The sequence below is a fragment of the Nocardia kruczakiae NBRC 101016 genome, from assembly GCF_001612965.1.
Classification (GTDB): Bacteria; Actinomycetota; Actinomycetes; order Mycobacteriales; family Mycobacteriaceae; genus Nocardia; species Nocardia kruczakiae.
Window position 1 is genome coordinate 49,740 of sequence record NZ_BDBL01000011.1, and the last position, 18,032, is coordinate 67,771.

The 18,032-nt window shown below is 66.2% G+C and carries 17 protein-coding genes; 5 read left to right on the forward strand and 12 right to left on the reverse strand.

Annotated features, from left to right (window positions below; genetic code table 11):
- Window positions 1–42: 42 nt before the first annotated feature.
- Window positions 43–975, reverse strand: coding sequence for an oxygenase MpaB family protein (locus NK1_RS10115; protein ID WP_063008278.1), 933 nt, complete (start codon window positions 973–975; stop codon window positions 43–45).
- Between the two features lie 99 nt (window positions 976–1,074).
- Between NK1_RS10115 and NK1_RS10120 the strand changes: the two genes are divergently transcribed.
- Window positions 1,075–1,782 (forward strand): TetR/AcrR family transcriptional regulator, encoded by a 708-nt coding sequence (locus NK1_RS10120; protein ID WP_245660417.1) that lies wholly within the window; start codon window positions 1,075–1,077, stop codon window positions 1,780–1,782.
- A gap of 6 nt (window positions 1,783–1,788) precedes the next feature.
- Here the strand turns inward: NK1_RS10120 and NK1_RS10125 are convergent, their stop codons facing one another.
- From NK1_RS10125 to NK1_RS10135, 3 genes are all read right to left on the reverse strand, one after another.
- Window positions 1,789–2,310, reverse strand: a complete 522-nt coding sequence (locus NK1_RS10125) for a barstar family protein (protein ID WP_063008279.1) — start codon at window positions 2,308–2,310, stop codon at window positions 1,789–1,791.
- Entirely contained in the window at window positions 2,310–2,852 is a 543-nt protein-coding gene (locus tag NK1_RS10130; protein ID WP_245660418.1) for a ribonuclease domain-containing protein, read from the reverse strand. The genes NK1_RS10125 and NK1_RS10130 overlap by 1 nt, the downstream gene beginning before the upstream one ends.
- 172 nt (window positions 2,853–3,024) lie before the next feature.
- Complete coding sequence (locus NK1_RS10135; protein ID WP_084460746.1) at window positions 3,025–3,813, reverse strand: exodeoxyribonuclease III; 789 nt, start codon at window positions 3,811–3,813, stop codon at window positions 3,025–3,027.
- A 14-nt stretch (window positions 3,814–3,827) separates the two neighbouring features.
- Here NK1_RS10135 and ephH point away from each other — a divergent pair, with 14 nt between their 5' ends.
- A complete protein-coding gene (ephH, locus tag NK1_RS10140; protein WP_223273386.1) occupies window positions 3,828–4,760 on the forward strand; it encodes an epoxide hydrolase EphH in 933 nt (310 codons plus the stop codon).
- Between the two features lie 63 nt (window positions 4,761–4,823).
- On the opposite strand, the gene NK1_RS10145 is transcribed toward ephH, so the two are convergent.
- The 7 genes from NK1_RS10145 to NK1_RS10175 all read right to left on the reverse strand — a co-directional run bounded on the left by NK1_RS10145 (window position 4,824) and on the right by NK1_RS10175 (window position 10,991).
- Complete coding sequence (locus tag NK1_RS10145; protein WP_063008281.1) at window positions 4,824–6,080, reverse strand: acyl-CoA dehydrogenase family protein; 1,257 nt, start codon at window positions 6,078–6,080, stop codon at window positions 4,824–4,826.
- A gap of 18 nt (window positions 6,081–6,098) precedes the next feature.
- The gene (locus NK1_RS10150; protein WP_063008282.1) at window positions 6,099–6,968 is read right to left on the reverse strand and encodes an SDR family oxidoreductase; all 870 of its coding nucleotides are present in this window, start codon (window positions 6,966–6,968) and stop codon (window positions 6,099–6,101) included.
- A 14-nt stretch (window positions 6,969–6,982) separates the two neighbouring features.
- Window positions 6,983–7,864 carry a MaoC/PaaZ C-terminal domain-containing protein gene (locus NK1_RS10155; RefSeq protein WP_063008283.1) on the reverse strand — a complete coding sequence of 294 codons (882 nt, stop codon included), beginning with the start codon at window positions 7,862–7,864 and terminating at the stop codon, window positions 6,983–6,985.
- 4 nt (window positions 7,865–7,868) lie between these two features.
- Window positions 7,869–8,303 (reverse strand): type II toxin-antitoxin system Rv0910 family toxin, encoded by a 435-nt coding sequence (locus NK1_RS10160; RefSeq protein ID WP_036498339.1) that lies wholly within the window; start codon window positions 8,301–8,303, stop codon window positions 7,869–7,871.
- Between the two features lie 13 nt (window positions 8,304–8,316).
- Complete coding sequence (locus NK1_RS10165; RefSeq protein WP_063008284.1) at window positions 8,317–9,534, reverse strand: lipid-transfer protein; 1,218 nt, start codon at window positions 9,532–9,534, stop codon at window positions 8,317–8,319.
- Window positions 9,535–9,768: 234 nt separating this feature from the next.
- Window positions 9,769–10,413 carry a TetR/AcrR family transcriptional regulator gene (locus NK1_RS10170; RefSeq protein ID WP_063008285.1) on the reverse strand — a complete coding sequence of 215 codons (645 nt, stop codon included), beginning with the start codon at window positions 10,411–10,413 and terminating at the stop codon, window positions 9,769–9,771.
- Window positions 10,414–10,451: 38 nt separating this feature from the next.
- Window positions 10,452–10,991 carry a potassium channel family protein gene (locus tag NK1_RS10175; RefSeq protein WP_063008286.1) on the reverse strand — a complete coding sequence of 180 codons (540 nt, stop codon included), beginning with the start codon at window positions 10,989–10,991 and terminating at the stop codon, window positions 10,452–10,454.
- A 256-nt stretch (window positions 10,992–11,247) separates the two neighbouring features.
- On the opposite strand from NK1_RS10175, the gene NK1_RS10180 reads away from it, so the two are divergent.
- The 3 genes from NK1_RS10180 (at window position 11,248) to NK1_RS34380 (ending at window position 15,725) form a co-directional block, all read left to right on the forward strand.
- On the forward strand, window positions 11,248–11,631 hold the full coding sequence (locus NK1_RS10180; RefSeq protein WP_157104187.1) for a hypothetical protein: 384 nt from the start codon (window positions 11,248–11,250) through the stop codon (window positions 11,629–11,631).
- A 624-nt stretch (window positions 11,632–12,255) separates the two neighbouring features.
- Window positions 12,256–13,599 (forward strand): hypothetical protein, encoded by a 1,344-nt coding sequence (locus NK1_RS10185; RefSeq protein ID WP_245660419.1) that lies wholly within the window; start codon window positions 12,256–12,258, stop codon window positions 13,597–13,599.
- Entirely contained in the window at window positions 13,596–15,725 is a 2,130-nt protein-coding gene (locus NK1_RS34380) for a hypothetical protein (RefSeq protein WP_157104189.1), read from the forward strand. Before NK1_RS10185 ends, NK1_RS34380 begins: the two co-directional genes overlap by 4 nt.
- A gap of 1,040 nt (window positions 15,726–16,765) precedes the next feature.
- On the opposite strand, the gene NK1_RS10195 is transcribed toward NK1_RS34380, so the two are convergent.
- A complete protein-coding gene (locus NK1_RS10195; RefSeq protein WP_063008289.1) occupies window positions 16,766–18,028 on the reverse strand; it encodes an FAD-binding protein in 1,263 nt (420 codons plus the stop codon).
- Between the last annotated feature and the right edge of the window lie 4 nt (window positions 18,029–18,032).

Below are 18,032 nucleotides of genomic sequence, written 5' to 3' on the forward strand. Positions count from 1 at the left end.
TACGCCCAAGCGGTTTTCCCGGAGGGAGCGGGGCGGTGCCGCTCAGACCGCGTGCCGTTCGGCGTAGTTGCGCGGATCCACCCCCGGCATGCTGGATCTACCGCTCGCGACCAGGTCCTTTTCCCGCCGGGTGATCAGGCGATAGACCGGGGCGCTCGGTCCGGACAGGGTGTCGCGCAGGACCGGCGGCGCGAGCGGTGGCCGCACGTGGGCGGTGCGCACGGCCTGCGCGAGCCCCCGGTACGCGAGCTCCTCGCGCCGGCCCCACCGGATGTCGTACATCCGCCGGATCCGCGGCGGTAGCGAGCCCTGGACCAGCAGATGCGCCCCACTGCTGGCCTGCTGCAACGGGCGCGGCAGGGGATGCGGCACCTGCGCGCCCGCCAGATACGAGCCGACCAGCCGGGCCTCCTCGGTCAGATACAGCTCGTCCGAGGCGAGGTAGGCATCGAAGACCCGCCGGAAGGCCGGATAGTCCACCGGAGCGGCCGAACGCGGCATACCGAACAGCTCACCCCAGCGCACATAGTCCTGGTACAGGTCCTCCCGCTCGCCAGGAGTCAGCTTGCGCACCAGCACGTCGTGCATGACCTCGGCGGAGTCGGCGGTGAACGCCATGGTCATGAACATCAGATGCGGATCCAGCGCGGAGTAGTGCGAACCCGCCGGATGATGTGGGCCCGCGTCCTCGGGCAGCACACCTTCGACGGGGACATGCCGCTTGCGGGTGAACGTCAGCGCGCGATCGGCCTCGTCCTTGTCGCCGAGGAACACCGCCTCGAACAGGCGGCCGGTCAGCGCCAGCCGCGTGTAGGGAGTGGCGCGGTGGGCGGTGTTCTCGGCGGTGCCGACGAACAGCAGCGGATGAACCGCGCCGATCACCAGCGCCCGCAAGCCGTAGGTCAGTCCCACCGCGCGTTTGCGCATCACCCGGCGGATCATCGAATCGTCGGAGAAATATCCCGGACCAGGCATCGTCGCCCTCCTCGCATGGAATCTGGCAATAGCATCCACCAGAAACGCGCGTTCTGGCAAGAGTCCATGCCAGAATCGCGTCCGTGCCACAATCGGACCGTGACGGCACAGCGGACCTATGGCGGTATCTCGGCCGCCGAACGGCGCGCGGGCCGGCGTGCCGCGCTGCTCGACGCGGCACTCGAGATCATCGGCACCCAGGGCGTGGACAAGCTGACGGTCGCCGGGCTGTGCGCCCAGGCCGGGTTGAACGAGCGGTACTACTACGAACAGTTCACCGGCCGCGACGCCGTTCTCACGGCACTGTTCGACGGCATCGCCGAGGAGCTGGCGTCGGCCATCGTGCGGGCGTTGCAGGAGGTGGCCGGCGGATCCGCAGCGGACACTCCGTCCGGCGCGCGGGACGACACCGCCGACCCGTCCGCGCGCCGGACCCGGCCGGAAACCCGCACGATGGCACATGCCGCCGTCGCGGCCGGTATCCACGTGCTGACCGACGATCCGCGCAAGGCCCAGGTGGCGCTGGCGGTGAGCGCCTCCACACCGGAACTGCGCTCACGCACGCTGCAGACGATCGCGTCGTTCGCGAATCTGGTCGCCGCGCGCGGCATCGACTTCTACGCCTTGAGCACACCCACTCCGGACCCGGCGATCGGTTTCCGCGCGACCTACCTGGTGGGCGGCCTGGTGCAGACGCTCACCAGCTGGTTGCAGGGCGATATCGATATGACCCGGGAACAGCTCATCGACGAGACGACCGACGTGTTCGTCCTCCTCGGCGAGGATCTCGCCCATCGGCTGCGCTGAACGGCCTCACGCCGGGTCGGCCATGGTGAGCTCGACCGGCGACAGCACCGCCGGATGCTGTTGCAGCACCACCCGGAAGACGGTGCCGTGCGCGGCCCAGTATTCGGCCGCCTGGGTCATCGCGTCGGCGAACCATTCCAGATCCTCGCGCTGGTCGGCCAGCAGACCGCTCGAATCACGGATCACGACAACGTATCCCGGCGCCTCACCGACGAATTCGTCCAGATCGCGCAGACATTCGTCGAAGGCGTCGCGATTGTCGCCGAAATAGTAGGGAAACTGCAGGGCGGCGGCGAATTCATCGAAAACACCCGCGGTGGTGCGCATCTTCGTGCCCCGGACCTCACGGGCGATATACCCGTCCGGGACCTGGAATCGCACCCCGCTGAACGGTCCGGCGCCGACGTCGAGGGCGCCGAGAACCGGCCCCGTCGCGGCCCGGTGGGCGCGGCCGTTCTGCCGCGCAGCAGCCGCATCGGAGCCGGCATTCGGGGTCAGGAACTGCGACAACGACATGGTTTCGGCCATCAGCGCATCCTCGTGAAGGTCTGGTAGTGGTCGCCGGTGTAGTAGGCCGACCCGTCGCTGCCGGTGACGATGCGTTCGGCGTCGCGGGTCTGGCCGCGTTGCTTCGGGTTGACGTCCCATTCCTGATAAGTGATCGCCTTACCGCTCGCGTCGGTCTTCGGCAGGGTTCCGGCGCGGTTCATCCACTGATCACCGCCCTTGGTGCCCGGCGCGTTCGCCGAACCGGGCCAGCGTCCGGCGTCGATTTCGACGAGGGTGGCATAGGCGCGATCGGGGACGCCCGGCGCCCGGGTCGCCGACGCGGCGGGTGTGGCGCCGTTGCCGGGCGCGGGCTTGGCGGATGCGGTGGTGGACTGCGCGGCCTTGGTGGAGTGCACGGTCGCCGCCACCGAACTCGCGGTGTCGTGCGTGGCGGAACCGCCGCGCAGGCCCAGGACCCCGGCCACGATCGCCGCGATCACCAGCCCGCCCAGAACCATCAGGATGCGAATTCTCTTGTCGGACATGTTCATCGGTGCCTGTTCATCGGTGCTGCCGGACATGCGGAGGTCCTGACGGGGAGAACGACGAGTCGACTCGCCGCCCCGTCGGCCGGATGGTAGCGCGGCCCTCGTTCACGACAGACAAACCTACGGGACCACCTGGTGTCGTGTCCGGAAAGGCTGATGCGGCATCGCGGGGACGATGTTCCCACCGCGGACGGTCGATCGGGGTTCAGCGGTATTGCACGGTGACCGGGGCGTGGTCCGACCAGCGCAGTGCGTATTCGGGAGCGCGCTCTACCACGGCCTGCTTCGCGCGACCGGCGATCGCACCGCGTGCGAGGTGGTAGTCGATTCTCCACCCGGCGTCGTTGTCGTAGGCGCGGCCGCGGTAGGACCACCAGCTGTAGGGGCCGGGCACGCCCGGGTGGAGTTGGCGGACCACGTCGACATAGCCGGCGGCCAGCATCTCGTCGATCCAGGCCCGCTCACCGGGCAGGAAGCCGGAGTTCTTGACGTTGCCCTTCCAGTTCTTGATGTCGAGTTCGGTGTGCGCGACGTTCCAGTCGCCGCAGATCACGAAGTCGCGGGTCTGCGCCTTCATATGCGCGCCCAGTTCGCCGAGGAAACGATATTTCTCGTCCTGCATGGGGGTGTCGGCCTCACCGGTGTGTACGTAGACGCTCGCGACGGTCACCTCGTCGAAGTCGGCCTCCACGTAGCGGCCGACGCCGTCGAATTCGGTGCTGCCGAAGCCGATTCGCACGCGTGTGGGTTCTCGGCGCGACAGGATTCCCACCCCGGCGCGGCCCTTGGCGCCCGGCTCGGCGTGGGCGAGAAACCACCCGGCGTCGAGAACGGAGGCCAGCGCCTTACGGGTCTGCTCATCGGTTGCCCGGGTCTCTTGCAGGCAGACGATGTCGGCCTCGGTCACTGCGAGCCATTCGAGCATCCCCTTCCCGGTCTTGCCGGTAGCTGCGCGTATGCCATTGACGTTGACGGAACTGATGATGCTGGCCACGTATCGACCGTACAATGCGGGAATCAACCCGTCCTCGCGGACATCGCGGCCACGCCGAGCAGGCCGCCGCCGATCCGGAAGGGGTGACGACGATGACGTCCGGCACCACCCAACCCGCCACCTCCCTTGCGCCGATGACAGCCCTGCACACCGGATCGGGTGACCCGCTGCTGCTGTTGCACGGGTTTCTCATGTCGCCGCACTGCTGGGAGGACGTCGCGTCCCGATTGTCCGCTACTTGCGAGGTGTTCGCTCCGGCCTTCGCCGGGCATTGGGGCGGCCCCGACCTCAGTGGCTGGTACATCGACGTGAATCTGCTCGCCGACCGAGTCGAGGAACAGCTCGACGAATTGGGCTGGCGCACCTGCCATATCGCGGGCAACTCGCTCGGCGGCTGGGTCGGTTTCGAATTGGCCCGCCGTGGCCGCGCACGCACGCTCACCGCCATCGCACCCGCAGGTGGATGGCACAATCCATCGCTGGCCCAGCTCCGCGTGGGGCTCGAGTTCCTGTCGCTGGTGCCCATCGTGGAAATCGGCAAGCGGTTGCCCGCCTCGATCCGGTTCAGCGCGCCGGTCCGGCGGGCCACCGCCATGCTGCTGAGCAAGAACGTCGCCGCGGCGCCGCGGCGCGGGGTTGAGGCGGCGATCATGTCGGCAACCCACTGCGCGGCCATGCTGCCGCTGATCGCCAGCGGTTTGCGGATGGCCGTCCTCGACGATCTGTCCACGGTGCGGACACCGGTGCGGCTGCTGATGTGCGAATACGACCGGATCATCCCGAATCGCATGTACGCCAAGCGTTTTCTGCGGGAACTGCCCGAGACGGCGGACCGCATCCTGGTGCACGGCGTGGGTCACGTCCCGATGCTGGAGGCTCCCGACCGCATCGCGACCCTCATCGCCGAGCACGTCTATGCCAGCCGCACGCGTCTGCGGGCGGTGTGAGAAAGGCCGGCGGATCGGTTCGAACCCCTCGGCGCCGATCCGCCGGCCGCCATCACGTGGCGCTCACCGGCCCAGGAGACCCTTCGCGATATGGGTCACCTGGATCTCGTTGCTGCCGGCGTAGATCATCAGCGACTTGGCATCGCGGGCGAGCTGTTCGACGCGGTATTCCTGCATGTAGCCGTTGCCGCCGAACAGCTGCACGGCCTCCATCGCGACCTCGGTGGCCGTCTCCGAGCAATAGAGTTTGATCGCCGAGGCCTCGGCCAGCGTGGGCGGTTTCCCCGCGCGGCCGCGTTCGAGGGTGTTGAAGACCATGTTCTGCACGTTGATGCGGGCGATCTCCATCTTCGCGAGCTTGAGCTGCACCAGCTGGAAGCGACCGATCTCCTGACCCCACAGCGTGCGGGTCTTGGCGTATTCCACACAGAGCCGGTGACATTCGTTGATGATGCCCAGCGCCATGAAGCCCACGCCCACCCGTTCGGCGACGAAACTCGTTCGCGCGCTTTCCCGCCCGTCACCGCCCTGGTGTTCCTCGGTCTCGCCGAGCAGCCGGTCCCGGCCCAATCGCACGTTGTCGAAGAACAATTCGCCGGTGGGCGAGGAGTGCAAACCCATCTTCTTGAACGGTTTGCCCTGGGTGAAGCCCTCCATGCCCTTGTCGAGGACGAAGGTGAGCACCTTGCGATCGCGCCTGTCGGTGCCGTCGCCCTCGTCGAGTTTGGCGTAGACGACCACCACATCGGCGTAGGGACCGTTGGTGATGAAGGTCTTCTGGCCGTTGAGAATGTAGTCCTCGCCGTCGCGTTTGACCGAGGTCTTCATGCCGCCGAAGGCATCCGAGCCCGAATCCGGTTCCGTGATGGCCCAGGCCGCCACCTTCTTCAACGTCACGATATCGGCGAGCCAGCGCTCCTTCTGCGCGAGTGTGCCGCGCGACATGATGGTGGCCGCGCCGAGGCCGATCGAGACGCCCATCGCGGCCACCAAACCCATACTGACGCCGGACAATTCGCTGATCAGGACCGCCATCAACGACTGCTGCTCGCCGAACGGATCACCACCGGACCTGGGCTTCTTCTCGCGTTGGCCGGCCTCGTCCGGCGCGGCCTCGGCGGCACGCTGCTTGGCGAGCATCTTCTCGATCGCCTCGGCACCCATGACATCGATGCCGAACTCGCCGAACAGTTTTCGCAGGATCGGATACGGCGGCATCTCACCGCTGTCGAGAGCGTCCAGATGCGGCCGGATCTCCTTGTCGATGAAGGCGCGCACAGCCGCGCGGATCATCTCGTCGGTCTCGGACCATTCGAACATCGTCGTTCTCCTCCAGCGTCAGGGCAGCCGGGCTGCGATGTCGTCGATCAGCCAGGGGCCGTCGGTTTCGATGGTCTTCACGTCGTGCCAGCCGCCGAGCTCGGAGATCGCGCCGCCCTGGACGGCGAAGACCTTGCCGGTGACCGGGCATTTGTCGGTGGCCAGGTAGGCGACCAGCGGCGAGATGTTGGCGGGGCTGAAAGCATCGAATTCCCCCTCGCCCACCTCGGCGGCGAAGATCGCCCCCATCCCGGGGGTGGCCAGGGTCAGGCGTGTGCGTGCCATCGGGGCGATGGCGTTGACGCGCACGCCGTACCGCTCCAATTCCTCGGCGGCGACCAGCGTCAACGCGGCGATACCGGCCTTGGCCGCGCCGTAGTTGGCCTGGCCGGCATTGGGCAGGGTGACGCCGGAGGCCGAGGCGGTGTTGACGACGGCGGCGTTGGGCTGCTTACCCGCCTTCGACTGGTCCTTCCAATACGCCGCGGCGTGGCGCAGCACGTTGAAATGCCCCTTCAGATGCACCGCGATGACGGCGTCCCACTGCGATTCCTCGAGGCCGGCGATGAACCCGTCGCGCAGGATGCCGGCGTTGTTGATCACCACGTCCAGCGTCCCGAATTCCGAGATCGCCTGGCCCACCAGGTTTTTCGCGCCCTCCCACTGCGCGACGTTGTCGGTGTTGGCCACCGCCTTGCCGCCCGCGGCGCGGATCTCGTCCACCACCTGCTGCGCCGGTCCGGCATCGGCGCCCTCCCCGGCGTTGCTGCCGCCCAGGTCGTTCACTACGACCGAGGCGCCCTCCCGCGCGAACAACAGCGCGTGTTCGCGTCCGATGCCGCGGCCCGCGCCGGTGATGACGGCGACCCGCCCATCCAAAACACCCATGACAGTCTCCTCGACTACGAGTTGTCGGCGACGACCGCCAGGCCGTCGGTCAGAACGAGATCGGTTCCGCGTGCGGTGCGGAACGCGTAGGTGGTGTCGGAGCCGGTGGAGCCGGTCTTCCAGATCTGGGTCTCCAGATCGTCGCCGGGGAACACCATCTTCGAGAAGCGCACCGCGAACCGCCTCAACCGCTGCGCGTCGGACCCGGCGACCTCGGTGAGGACGGCCCACGACGACATCGCCATCGTGCACAGACCGTGCGCGATGATGCCGGGCAGTCCGGCATCCTTGGCCACCTGCTCGTCCAGGTGCAGCGGCACCGGATCGCCGGAGGCGGGGGCATAGCGGTAGGTCTGATCGTCGTCCACGTGCGCGGCGACCCGGGCCAGCGGCGGCTGCGCCTCCAGGCCGGGATCGAACTTGTGCGGCGGTGCGCTCTCACCGACCTGCTTGCCGACATCGATGTTGCGGAAGAAGGCGGTCAGGTACTGCTCGTTGACGAGCTCACCGTCGCAGTCCCGGCATTCGATGAGAATGGTGATGGTGGTGCCGTTCTCGCGGCCCTCGTAGCCGACCGCCTTGGCCCGCGAGACCAGCCGATCACCGGGGCGGATCGGGCGGTGGAAGTGAAAGTCCTGCTCGCCGTGCACGACTCGGCCGAAGATGTCCATCGGGACGACGTCGATCACCGGCATCATCATCGCCTCGAAGACGGGGACGATGGCGAAGACGGGTGAGGCGATATCGCCGGACAGGTGGGCCGGAATCGGGTCGTTGGTGGCGGCGGCGTACTCGGCGATCCGCTCCCGGGTGACCTCGAACCGCTCCTCGTCGGACCAGACGTTCAGGCCCGCATCGTCGAATTGCACGGGCCGGGGCCCTGTTTCGGTGGCCATATCGCTAGGCCGTCGCCAGGGCGTCGAGCTGTTCGAGGGTGGTGTCCAGTTGCTTGGCGCCGTCCTTCTCGACCGCCTTGCCCAGGGCACCCTTGATCAGCGCGCCCTCGAAATCGCCGGAGACCGAGAATTTGCTCCCTGCCCCCTCGGGTGCGATGTCGAAGGAGAACTTCACCTTCACGCCGGCCATCCCGGCGCCGCTGAGGACCAGGTTGTTCGGCGAATTCACCTCTTCGACAACCCATTCCATCTTGTTCGCCATGCCGAGCATCATGATCTTGGCGACCAGCTTCGAGCCCGTGGTCAACGTGGCCGGCGGCTCCTCCATCCAGCGCTCGTGAATGGTGAACCATTTGTCCCAGGTCTGCGGATCCGAGACGACCGCCCACAGCGCGTCGGGGGTGGCGTTGAGGTTCTTGGTGGCTTCGATGTGGCCCATGTTCGTACTCCTTTCAGCGCTCGGCGCGCTGGTAAGCGGTGACGACCGCGGCTCCGCCGAGGCCGATGTTGTGCTGCAGTGCGGCGGTGACGCCCTCGACCTGGCGTTTGTCGGCGTCGCCGCGCAGCTGCCAGGTGAGTTCGCTGCACTGGGCCAGACCCGTCGCCCCCAGGGGATGGCCCTTGGAGATGAGGCCGCCCGACGGGTTGACCACCCATGTGCCGCCGTAGGTCGTCTGATCACCGTCGATGAGGCTGCCCGCCTCGCCCTCGCCACACAGGCCCAGCGCCTCGTAGAGCAGCAGTTCGTTGGCGGAGAAGCAGTCGTGCAGCTCGATCACCTGGAAGTCCTGCGGGCCGAGCCCCGACTGCCGGTAAACCTGCTGCGCGGCTTGCACATTCATGTCGTAGCCGATGAGGTTCTTCGCGGTCCCGTCGAAGGTGGAGGCGAAATCGGTGGTCATCGCCTGGCCCACGATCTCCACCGCCCGCCCGGCCAGACCGTGCCGGTCGACGAAATCCTCGGAGGCCAGGACCACCGCACCCGAACCGTCCGAGGTGGGCGAGCACTGGAGTTTGGTGAGCGGGTCGTAGATCATCCGCGCGCCCAGGATGTCGTCGAGCGAATACGCGTCCTGGAACTGCGAATACGGGTTGTTCACCGAATGCTTGTGATTCTTGTACCCGATCTTCGCGAAATGCTCCGCGGTGGTGCCGTACTGCTTCATATGTTCGCGGCCCGCCGCGCCGAACATCCACGGCGCCGGCGGGAACAGCACCTCGGAGATCTCGGCCAGCGCCATCATGTGCTTGGCCATCGGCTGCTCGCGATCGTCCCAGGTGGAGCCGAGCGAACCCGGCTGCATCTTCTCGAAGCCCAGCGCCAGCGTGCAATCCGCCAGCCCACCCCGAATCGCCTGCGCCGCAAGGTAGAGCGCGGTGGAACCGGTGGAACAGTTGTTGTTCACGTTGATCACCGGAATGCCGGTCATCCCCAGTTCGTAGACCGCGCGCTGGCCGGAGGTGGACTCACCGTAGACGTAGCCGACGTAGGCCTGCTGCACCTCCCGATAGTCGATCCCGGCATCGGCCAGCGCCTTGGTGCCGGATTCGCGGGCCATATCCGGGTAGTCCCACGCGCGCGTCGTGCCGTCGGCCTCCTCGACCTGCCGCCGACCCGGTTTCTCGAACTTCGTCATTCCGACGCCGACGACGTAGACCTTGTTCGTCATCGAACCACCCTTCTCCCAGTCGGCCGCCCCTCGAGCGGCAGTGGTCGATCCGTTCCGATCGAACTGGAAACAAACATACGGAGCTGTATGTAAAGACGCAATAGGGTGTGCGCTATCGCCGTGAGTTCGGGAGGTATGCCCAGCTAGAACGTTTGTGTTGATACGTACAGGCGCATCTGTAGCTCGCTGCAGCTCGCGCCTTGCCGCCGACGCAGCAGCGTGACGGTACGGGCGTCAGCCGCCCATTCCGAGGCCCGGGAGTGCGGATTCGGCGGCCCGGCGCAGGTGCGCGGACGCGCGCTGCCAGCGACGGTGGGCGCGCTCCGGATCCGGAGAGACGAAGTTGGAGACCAGGATTCCGCGCAAGGTATCCATCGCGGTATAGGCGAAGTCGCGAACTTCCTTGCGCCGCAACTCATCCGGGACCAGCTGCGACACCGCCATCAGAACGGCGTTGTTGACGAACGGTTCGACCTTCTCGGCCTCGGCGGCCAGCACCGGATCGGTGCGGCCGGCCACCCACAGCTCCATGGCCGCGACGAACAGCGGCCCCTGATGCAGCTCCCACATCGCGTCCAGGGTGGCGCCGATCGGATCGTCACCGGCGCGCAACCGGCCCAGCTCCTTCATCGCAGCCTCGGTGCGCCGCTGCGCCAGGTGGGAAATCGCGGCCACGACCAGATCGGTTTTGGAGCCGAAGTGGTGCACCTGCGCGCCGCGGGTGACCCCGGCCCGCTCCGCGACGCGCGGCGTCGTGGTGCCCGCATAGCCGTATTCGACCAGGCAATCGATGGTCGCGTCGAGCAATCGCACCCGCATCTCGCTGCTGCGCTGCTCCTGGGTGCGACGCGGCGGCTTGCCGACGACAGATCTGGCCATCCGGAAATCCTACACTTACATACACGCGTGCATGAAACTCACTCGGGCTCGCGCGCCGCCCGTCCGCGCTGTATCGCGGCCAGCAGCACTCGCACCCCGGCGCCGATGAGCGCCAGATCGGCCAGAATCTGCACGGTCACCACGACGCGCGCCGCCTGCGAGGTCGCCGCGATATCGCCGAAACCGACCGTCCCCAGCACGGTCACCGTGAAATAGAGCGCGTCGATCCGGGTCAGCAGCGCCGAGAAACTGTCCGGCTCGGCCGCCGACATCAGGACGTACGTGGTGGCGAACATGAGAATGAAGGCCACCGCGATCATGGTCAGCGCCTCGGCCCCGCGCAGCCCGGGATAGGGCGCGGCCACGATGCGCGTCGCCTGCCGCACGATGAGCACCACGACCACCACCAGTCCACCGCACAGCCCCAGAATCGGACCCAGCTCGTTCAAATGCCGCAGGGGCAGGACGAAATACAGCGCCACCAGCACGATCGTCGTCAGCGTGGTCCGCGCGGCGGCATACACCACCGCCCGCCGCCGCGCATCACCACCGCCACTCCCCTGTATTCGCGGATCCATTCTGACCTCCCGGTCGAGTGCTGCCGCCTGCTCCGGATCACTCAACCACGCCGGAGGGGCGAACGAGCGGAGGTTGGGCCTCGGCAAGCAGTCACTTCCCCACAGTGGGAAATCACACCCCCGCACGTCGGCGACTCGAGTTGAGAGACTGAATATCGACCAGTCGGTGACGAGCTGCGCCCGACTCTGTTCGACGAGTCGGCGGGGCTCGCGGGCCGGCATGTCGAGATGTCCCGCCGGAGCAGCGTGAGGATTGATGAGAGAACTTCACCCCGATGTGCGCGTGGCGATGGCGATGGGACGAGAGTTGAAGCACCGCATCGCCGAAATGCGTGAGCGTGCCGATGGCATAGTCGCGCGCCGACCCTCGCCGAGCGGGATGGTGATTCCCGAGATCAACGTTTACGGCCAGCTGACGGACCTGTACCTCGCCCCCGGCACCTGCGACCGCTTCGGCAACGACGAGCTGGTCGCCGAGATCATGGCGGCCATCCGGGAGAGCACCGCCAACGCACGCCGGCAGTACGACTTCGCCATGAACGAGGGACATCACCATGTGCCGCTGGCCGAGAAGGCGCGGCAGTGGCGGGCGGAGATGGACGCACCAAAGCCCTCCACCACTGGGAACCCAGAAGAATAGGTTCGGACGGCTGGGCGGGAGGATTGGCCAGTTATGGCAGGTTATCTGGATCAGGACCCGGATCGGCTGCGCGAGGCCGCCTGGCAACTCCAGAGGTACGCGGACGCTATGCGGAAATGGGGAGAGATACCCGAGGAGTGGCTCAAAGGGTTCCCGGGCAGCTACGGCACCATCGCGCACCCGATGCACAAGGCCTTGCACGACTACTACCAGAAGCGCCACGACAAGGCCGAAGCACAAGCTGCCTCGAGTGAACGCACGAAGAACGCTCTACTGGCAGCTGCGGACCGAATCGAACAGTCCGAACTCTCCGGGGGAAAGCAGATCGCCAACTCGGGCCCGCAAGGGGGTGCCGGTCCGGTAACCCACGGGCAAGGCGCTCCGGACGGGTCGACACCGAAAGTTTCTGCGCAGCAACCGGATTCACCGCATCGATCAACGCTGGACCCGCCGCATACGTCCGCGCCACCGGTCGGTCCGGCGCACCCCGCCCCCGAGACCGACTCGCCGACACCCAGCACATTCCCGTCAAGCTACGACCCTGAGCAGGCGTTCGCAGGACCGAACACGGCTGCGCCCGTGGACTTGCCGCCCTCGCTCGCGAACCCTCCACACGACGATCCCGTGCCCGCCACTCTGCACGCCATTTCGGGAGAGCACACAGCGCCCGACGACGTCGCCCCCTTCACCTCCGGATACGGAATCGACGAAGGACACGACGTCCCGCTCGGCGGAGGGGTGGCGCCGCCACCCCCGCCAGGCCCCGGACCGGACGGCCCGGGCGCGCCCCCGCCCAGGCCGCTGCGAAGCGGACCGTTCGCGGCCTCGATTCATCAGGCGCGAGAAGGGCGACAGTCTCTGCCGCCGTTGGTGGTCGGCGATCACGTCGACGACGACCTGACGCTGGCGCGGACCTTATTGAGCGCCGTGCTCTTCGCGATCGGCGACACGGCGCCGGGTATCGAGTGGGCAACGGGTGTAGTGCGCAACCGCAAAGGCGCTGTCGTCCTGCTGACCTCCACAGAGGGACGTGGATGGCTTCCGCCGGGGTTGTTCCTACCCTCCGAGGTTCTTATTCCGTGGCAATGGGATTCGATCCTCGATGCCGAGGGCCGGGCCGCCATCACGACGCTCGAGAGCAGCTCCGACCCCGCCCGGATCCTCACCGAATTCGGTCACCACGCATATCGCAACAACCGGGGACGACTGTATGCCCTCGCGTCGTCGACCACGGTGGACGACTTCCTGCGCTCCACCCTCGGTGGTGAAGTGGCTGTCGCGGAGGAGGTTACCGCGAGCGAAGCCGCTGTCGACCTGTCGCGGCCCGGTATCGGCCTATCCGACCGGCTGGATATGTGTGGATCCCGGGTGTCACGACAGCGCGCCGCAGAGATACCCGATTCCGACATTCACGCCGCATGCCTGCACTTCGCCAGCACCGCCGACGAGTTGGTTCGGCAGGTGGTCTCCGACGCCGCTGCGGGGAATTCGACACAGCGGGTCCACCGCTTACGGACGCTCGAGTCGCTGCGTGCCGGGCAGAAGTTGCCGGCATACGCTCAGGAGAACTCCGCTGTCCCCGCGCGCCCCGACATCGCGCTGTCCACGGCGGTATTCGCGCCGCCCGCCGCAGCTCCATCGGTATTCGCATCGCAGGTTGTCAGCGCCGGAGCCGACCGACTGTCACCGGACGTGAACCGCCGGCGTAGCCGGACACTCGAACGGCGCGCCGATGAATTGGTGTCGCTGCTGTCGACGAGGAACAGCGACCGCGCAACGCTTCGCGATGTCCTGTACGTCCACGATCAGATCGCTGAACATCCACAGCTCCAGAGCATGCTGCGGAGGGCGAACACCGGCGCCGATGCGGTGTCGACCGGATACGAGACCACGCCGGTTCCGGTCGCCGAATATTCGACAATTCCGGTGAATTCAGGGCTGCACGGTGAAGAAGGGCGTATCCGATGACGGACGTGAATACGAAAGCAGTCGCTGATCTCACCAACGAGATCCACGATAAACACGACCATACGTGGAACGACGACTACTACGAGAAAAAAGACGCCACAGACATTCTGGACAAGATGCTCGCCCTCAACCCGACCGAGTTAGAGCTGGTTTGGAACAATCTGTCCAAAGAGGAGCGCACAGATCTCGCAGACGACGTAGACTCCGGCAATTGGGACCCTCGCAAGGAGGACAAGTACAAAGGCCTCGCAACGGCGTTGGGCAACGATGATTTGAACGCCGCCAAGAAGGTCAAGACCGACCAGGTGGCGGCGAAGGGCGAGGCCGAGGCAAAATTCGGCTCTGGCTGGGGATTCGGATACGGCGATGGCAAGAAGCACTACGAGGAAGTACTGCTGTGGGTCCCGAAAGGTGCGAGTGATGCGCTGAAGACGCTGATCAACGACACGCAGGAGACCATGCAAAGCGGTTTCGACTCGCTCGGCTCCCGCGACCCCAAGGATGCACCCGACTTCAGTACGGTCCTGGAGAACCATCAGGTAGGCAGTGTCGACGGGTGGTCCCACGTGATCGATACCTACAACGACTTCAAATCCCTCTACGAGAAGCGCGACACGACTTATCAGGAGAAAAACAAGGACGTCAATTTCACGACAAAGGATACCAAGGACGATATCAAGAAATGCGCTGGGCAACTGCACGACGTCAAAGAAGCCCTCAACAAGGACCTGCAACAGGATTTCAGCAAGTACGCCCCGAAAGACAACAAGATAACTTTACCGGGGCCACACGAAACTGCTACGGTCACCGCCCCCGGCGAAGTGGTCTACACCCGGAAGACGGAAAACGATAATTTCGTCCTCACGCCGGAAGCAGAACAGAAGTACTACGTCACCCCCATCCAAACCGCCGTCGACAAATGGAACAAAATCTACGACGACACGGCGATGAAGCTTCAGAAGAAGGCCGACGGCGTCGACGATCCGGGTCCGAAGGAACCGGAGAAACCAGCGGCGCCCGCCGCACCGGCGGCCCCTGCGGCACCGGCAGCGCCGGCGACGCCCTACACGCCCGTCGCCGACACCTCCGGTACCACCGATCTGGCCGACCAGACGGACTACAGTGACATTTTCGGCGACCTGTCCGACGGACAATCCCAGACCGATGCCACCGATATCTCGGATCTCTGGAACGTCGACGGAGCGAGCGCCACCGGCACCGGCACCGGCACCGGCGACGGCAGCGCCTCGACCAGCGGCTCCGACTCTTCCGATTCCACGGCATGGGACCAGATAGCGAACGCCCTTACCGGCAACACCGGCAGTACCGGGGCCACCGGTCAGAATTCCACCGGAACCACCGCCGCGGCGTCGAATCCGTTCACCGGAGCCATGAATCCCTTGGCTGGGTATATGAACAATCCGATGGGGAACTTCGGGTCGGGCGGATTCATGAACCAGGCGGGTAATCAGAACAATTCCGCATCGCAGTACGGCCAGAACCCCCTGTCATCCGCTCTCGGAAGACAGTCGAATTCACTTCTTCCCGAGGCTAATTCGGCGCAGACGGCGGCGGGCGCCACCGCGCAGCAGGCCGCCTACACGAATCCGGCCTCGGCCGTCTCGGCCACGCCGGCTTCCGGCACGGCCCCGCATATCGGCAATTCCATGGTCGACATGAAACTGCCGGACGGCAGTGCGCCGCAAAAGGTTCCCGCAGTTGTGGCCGACGCCGTGAACAGGGCGTTCAACAATCCGAACGGCAGCGATGCGGCCGCCGCCTACGGCAGCGCCTTCGCGCAGGCCACACCGATCGACGGTTCGAATCTGCACACCGGCGATGTCGTGCAGTGGGCCGATCGCAGTGCGGTGATCGTCCGCGAGGGCACCAACAATTACTACATCATCACCGACGGCCAGATGCGGCACGTCAGTCTGGAGGAGCTTCCCAACTACGACAACGGAGCATTCGGCCGATTCCAAGGCTTCTTCCGACCGGCCGGGGCCGGGGATTCGGACCAGCAGGGACAGCTACAGGCGAACGCTGTCGTCCAGCCGACCACGGTGGTCTCCGCATCGTCGACAACCTCCACGCGCCCGCCGAGCACCGACACGCAAGAGACATGACGGCCGCGGCGGCCCGGTCGGCCGGGGACTTCCTGGTCGATGTCGCCGAGCGGATCGGCACCGGTTGCACGCCGGAATCTCTTCGCTCGGTGCTGCTTCGGGCCTGTGGTGGCCGATTGGACACACGCACACCGAGCGGGCGTCGCTCCAGCGGGATCACAGTAGCCGGCATGCCGTTCGAAGCCAGCGTGACCGGCGGGCGGGGACACTCCGCCCGGCTGCTGCGCTACATAACCGAAACCTCCACCTGGGAACCGGAGTTCGCGGTTCGGCTGGAGGCGTACCTCGCCGCCATCGCGGGGCTGGTCTCCTGGCTGCCGGATGGGAACGACGAGGTGGTCGACCTTCTGCACGCGTTCGTCACCACTGTCTACCCTGATCCTGCCGCGATCGAGCGGGGGCGACGTCCGGCTATGTGGCTCGGGATTGTGCATGACCCCGCCGAGCCGGATCGCCTTGCCGGTCTCAAGGTGTACTGCAGCCCGGCCGCGAGGGCCGATGCCTTGGAGGCCGTGAGCCGACGATGGCCCGGGTTCGAGGGATTGTGTCCGATACCCGAGAACGACGATCTGTTTCGCAACGCCGGACTGGCGGTAGAGGTCGACGCGTACGCCCGCCTGACCTACAAGCTCTACGTGCGAGCACGCTCCCGAGACGTAGCGGTGCCGATGAAATTGGTCCGCTATTTCGGCGATTCTGCCTGGGAAGCACTGTCCGAATTCACCAGGTGCGGTGTAGACGCCGCCCACTTGCACGACTTCGGCTACTTCGTCTGCTGCTCCCGCCGCGCAGATGAAGACCCTTCATACACCGTGTCATTGGCTACGAGGCGCTCCGACGACATCAACGCGCTGGTCCGTGAGCTGGCTGTGCGGCATCACGGCAGCACACGGGCAATCGATGCACTGGATCACGCCGCGCGATCCAACAGCGCGATCTGGCGCTGTTCAGCGCTCGCACTGGGTTTCTCACCGGACGATGGCATCGACAAACTGAACGTCTATGGCACACCGATGTGGGAGACCCCTCGGAAACCGAGCTCAGGTCCGCCCGGCCGCTCGCACGATCGCGAGATTCGCATTGACGTGCCCGAGCCGCAGCGAGGCACGAAGTTCGGCGAGCCGATCGAGGTCGTCGCCGTAGAGACCAGCAGCCTTCGCGTCGTCGAGGTCGACGACTCCGTATAGGTACGGGCGGCCGCCCAGCTCGCAACAGCTTCGCTGCAAGTCGCGAAAGGTCTGGCACGCAGCGGCTTCGGCGGCGGGCTCCCGATCGACGGTGGCATACAGCCCCACCCCGACCGAGACGGGGGCGGGCAGGATAGGTGCGAAAGCGAAGGGCACGGCGTCGGCAGCGTGCCGAATGACCAGGATGTACACCATGGTCGACGGATCGTCGAACGGTGCGCGATCAAGCTGTGCCGCAACGTTTTCGATCATCGAAATACAATGCTCGGCCGGTACGACGTAGTCGGCCCACATCCGTCCTCGCCCGGGAGGAGTCTGCCGCGCGGCGTGCGGATCGGACTCCCACTGCTGCGACCGGATGACAACGGCGCAGTTCTCGCGTTCACATGCGCCTCTCGAGCGGGCGCCTCGCCATCCTGTGACCGATCTGATCCGGCCGCGCCGAGACATTCCCCAATAGGAGTCGACGTCGACGTCGCCTGCGACTCGCGCGGTGTATTCGGCGAGCGCGCCGAGCGTCGCGTGATCGTTGCGATGCTCGTGCATCAGAGATTCATGCTCGACCGTCCGCAGCACCACACGCTCGATCAGGCCGACCGCGCCCAGTCCTCCGAGCGCGAACCGGAACAACTCGGGGTGTTCGGTCCGGGAACACCAACGGCTGCTACCGGTTCCGTCGATCAGTTGAATACGTTCCACCTGGTCGACCTGCCAGCCTGATCGGATCGAATCCGATCCGGCACCGCCCACCGACAAGGTGCCACCGACCGACATGTGCAGATAGTTCGGCAGCACCGGAAACGCCCGACCGTGCCCGTTCAGATATCGCTCGAGCCCGTGCCAGCTTGCACCGGCGGGCACTTCGAACAGCCCGTTACCCAGGTCCCGGATCTCCCGGGTCGCGCTCTCGGGCGCGTACGTGACCAGCAGCTCGTCGCCGGTGACCGTCTGCCCAGCGCACGAATGCCCGGAACCACGAAGCGTCAACGGCCGGCCGGAGCCGAGCAGGGCGGACGGAAAGGCGGACGGCAATCGATGGACCGCCCGGGGTGTGGCTCGATGCAAGCCACCGAAGTCGGTGTCGAATTCCGCGGCGGAAACCTCAGCGGCACTCATGATT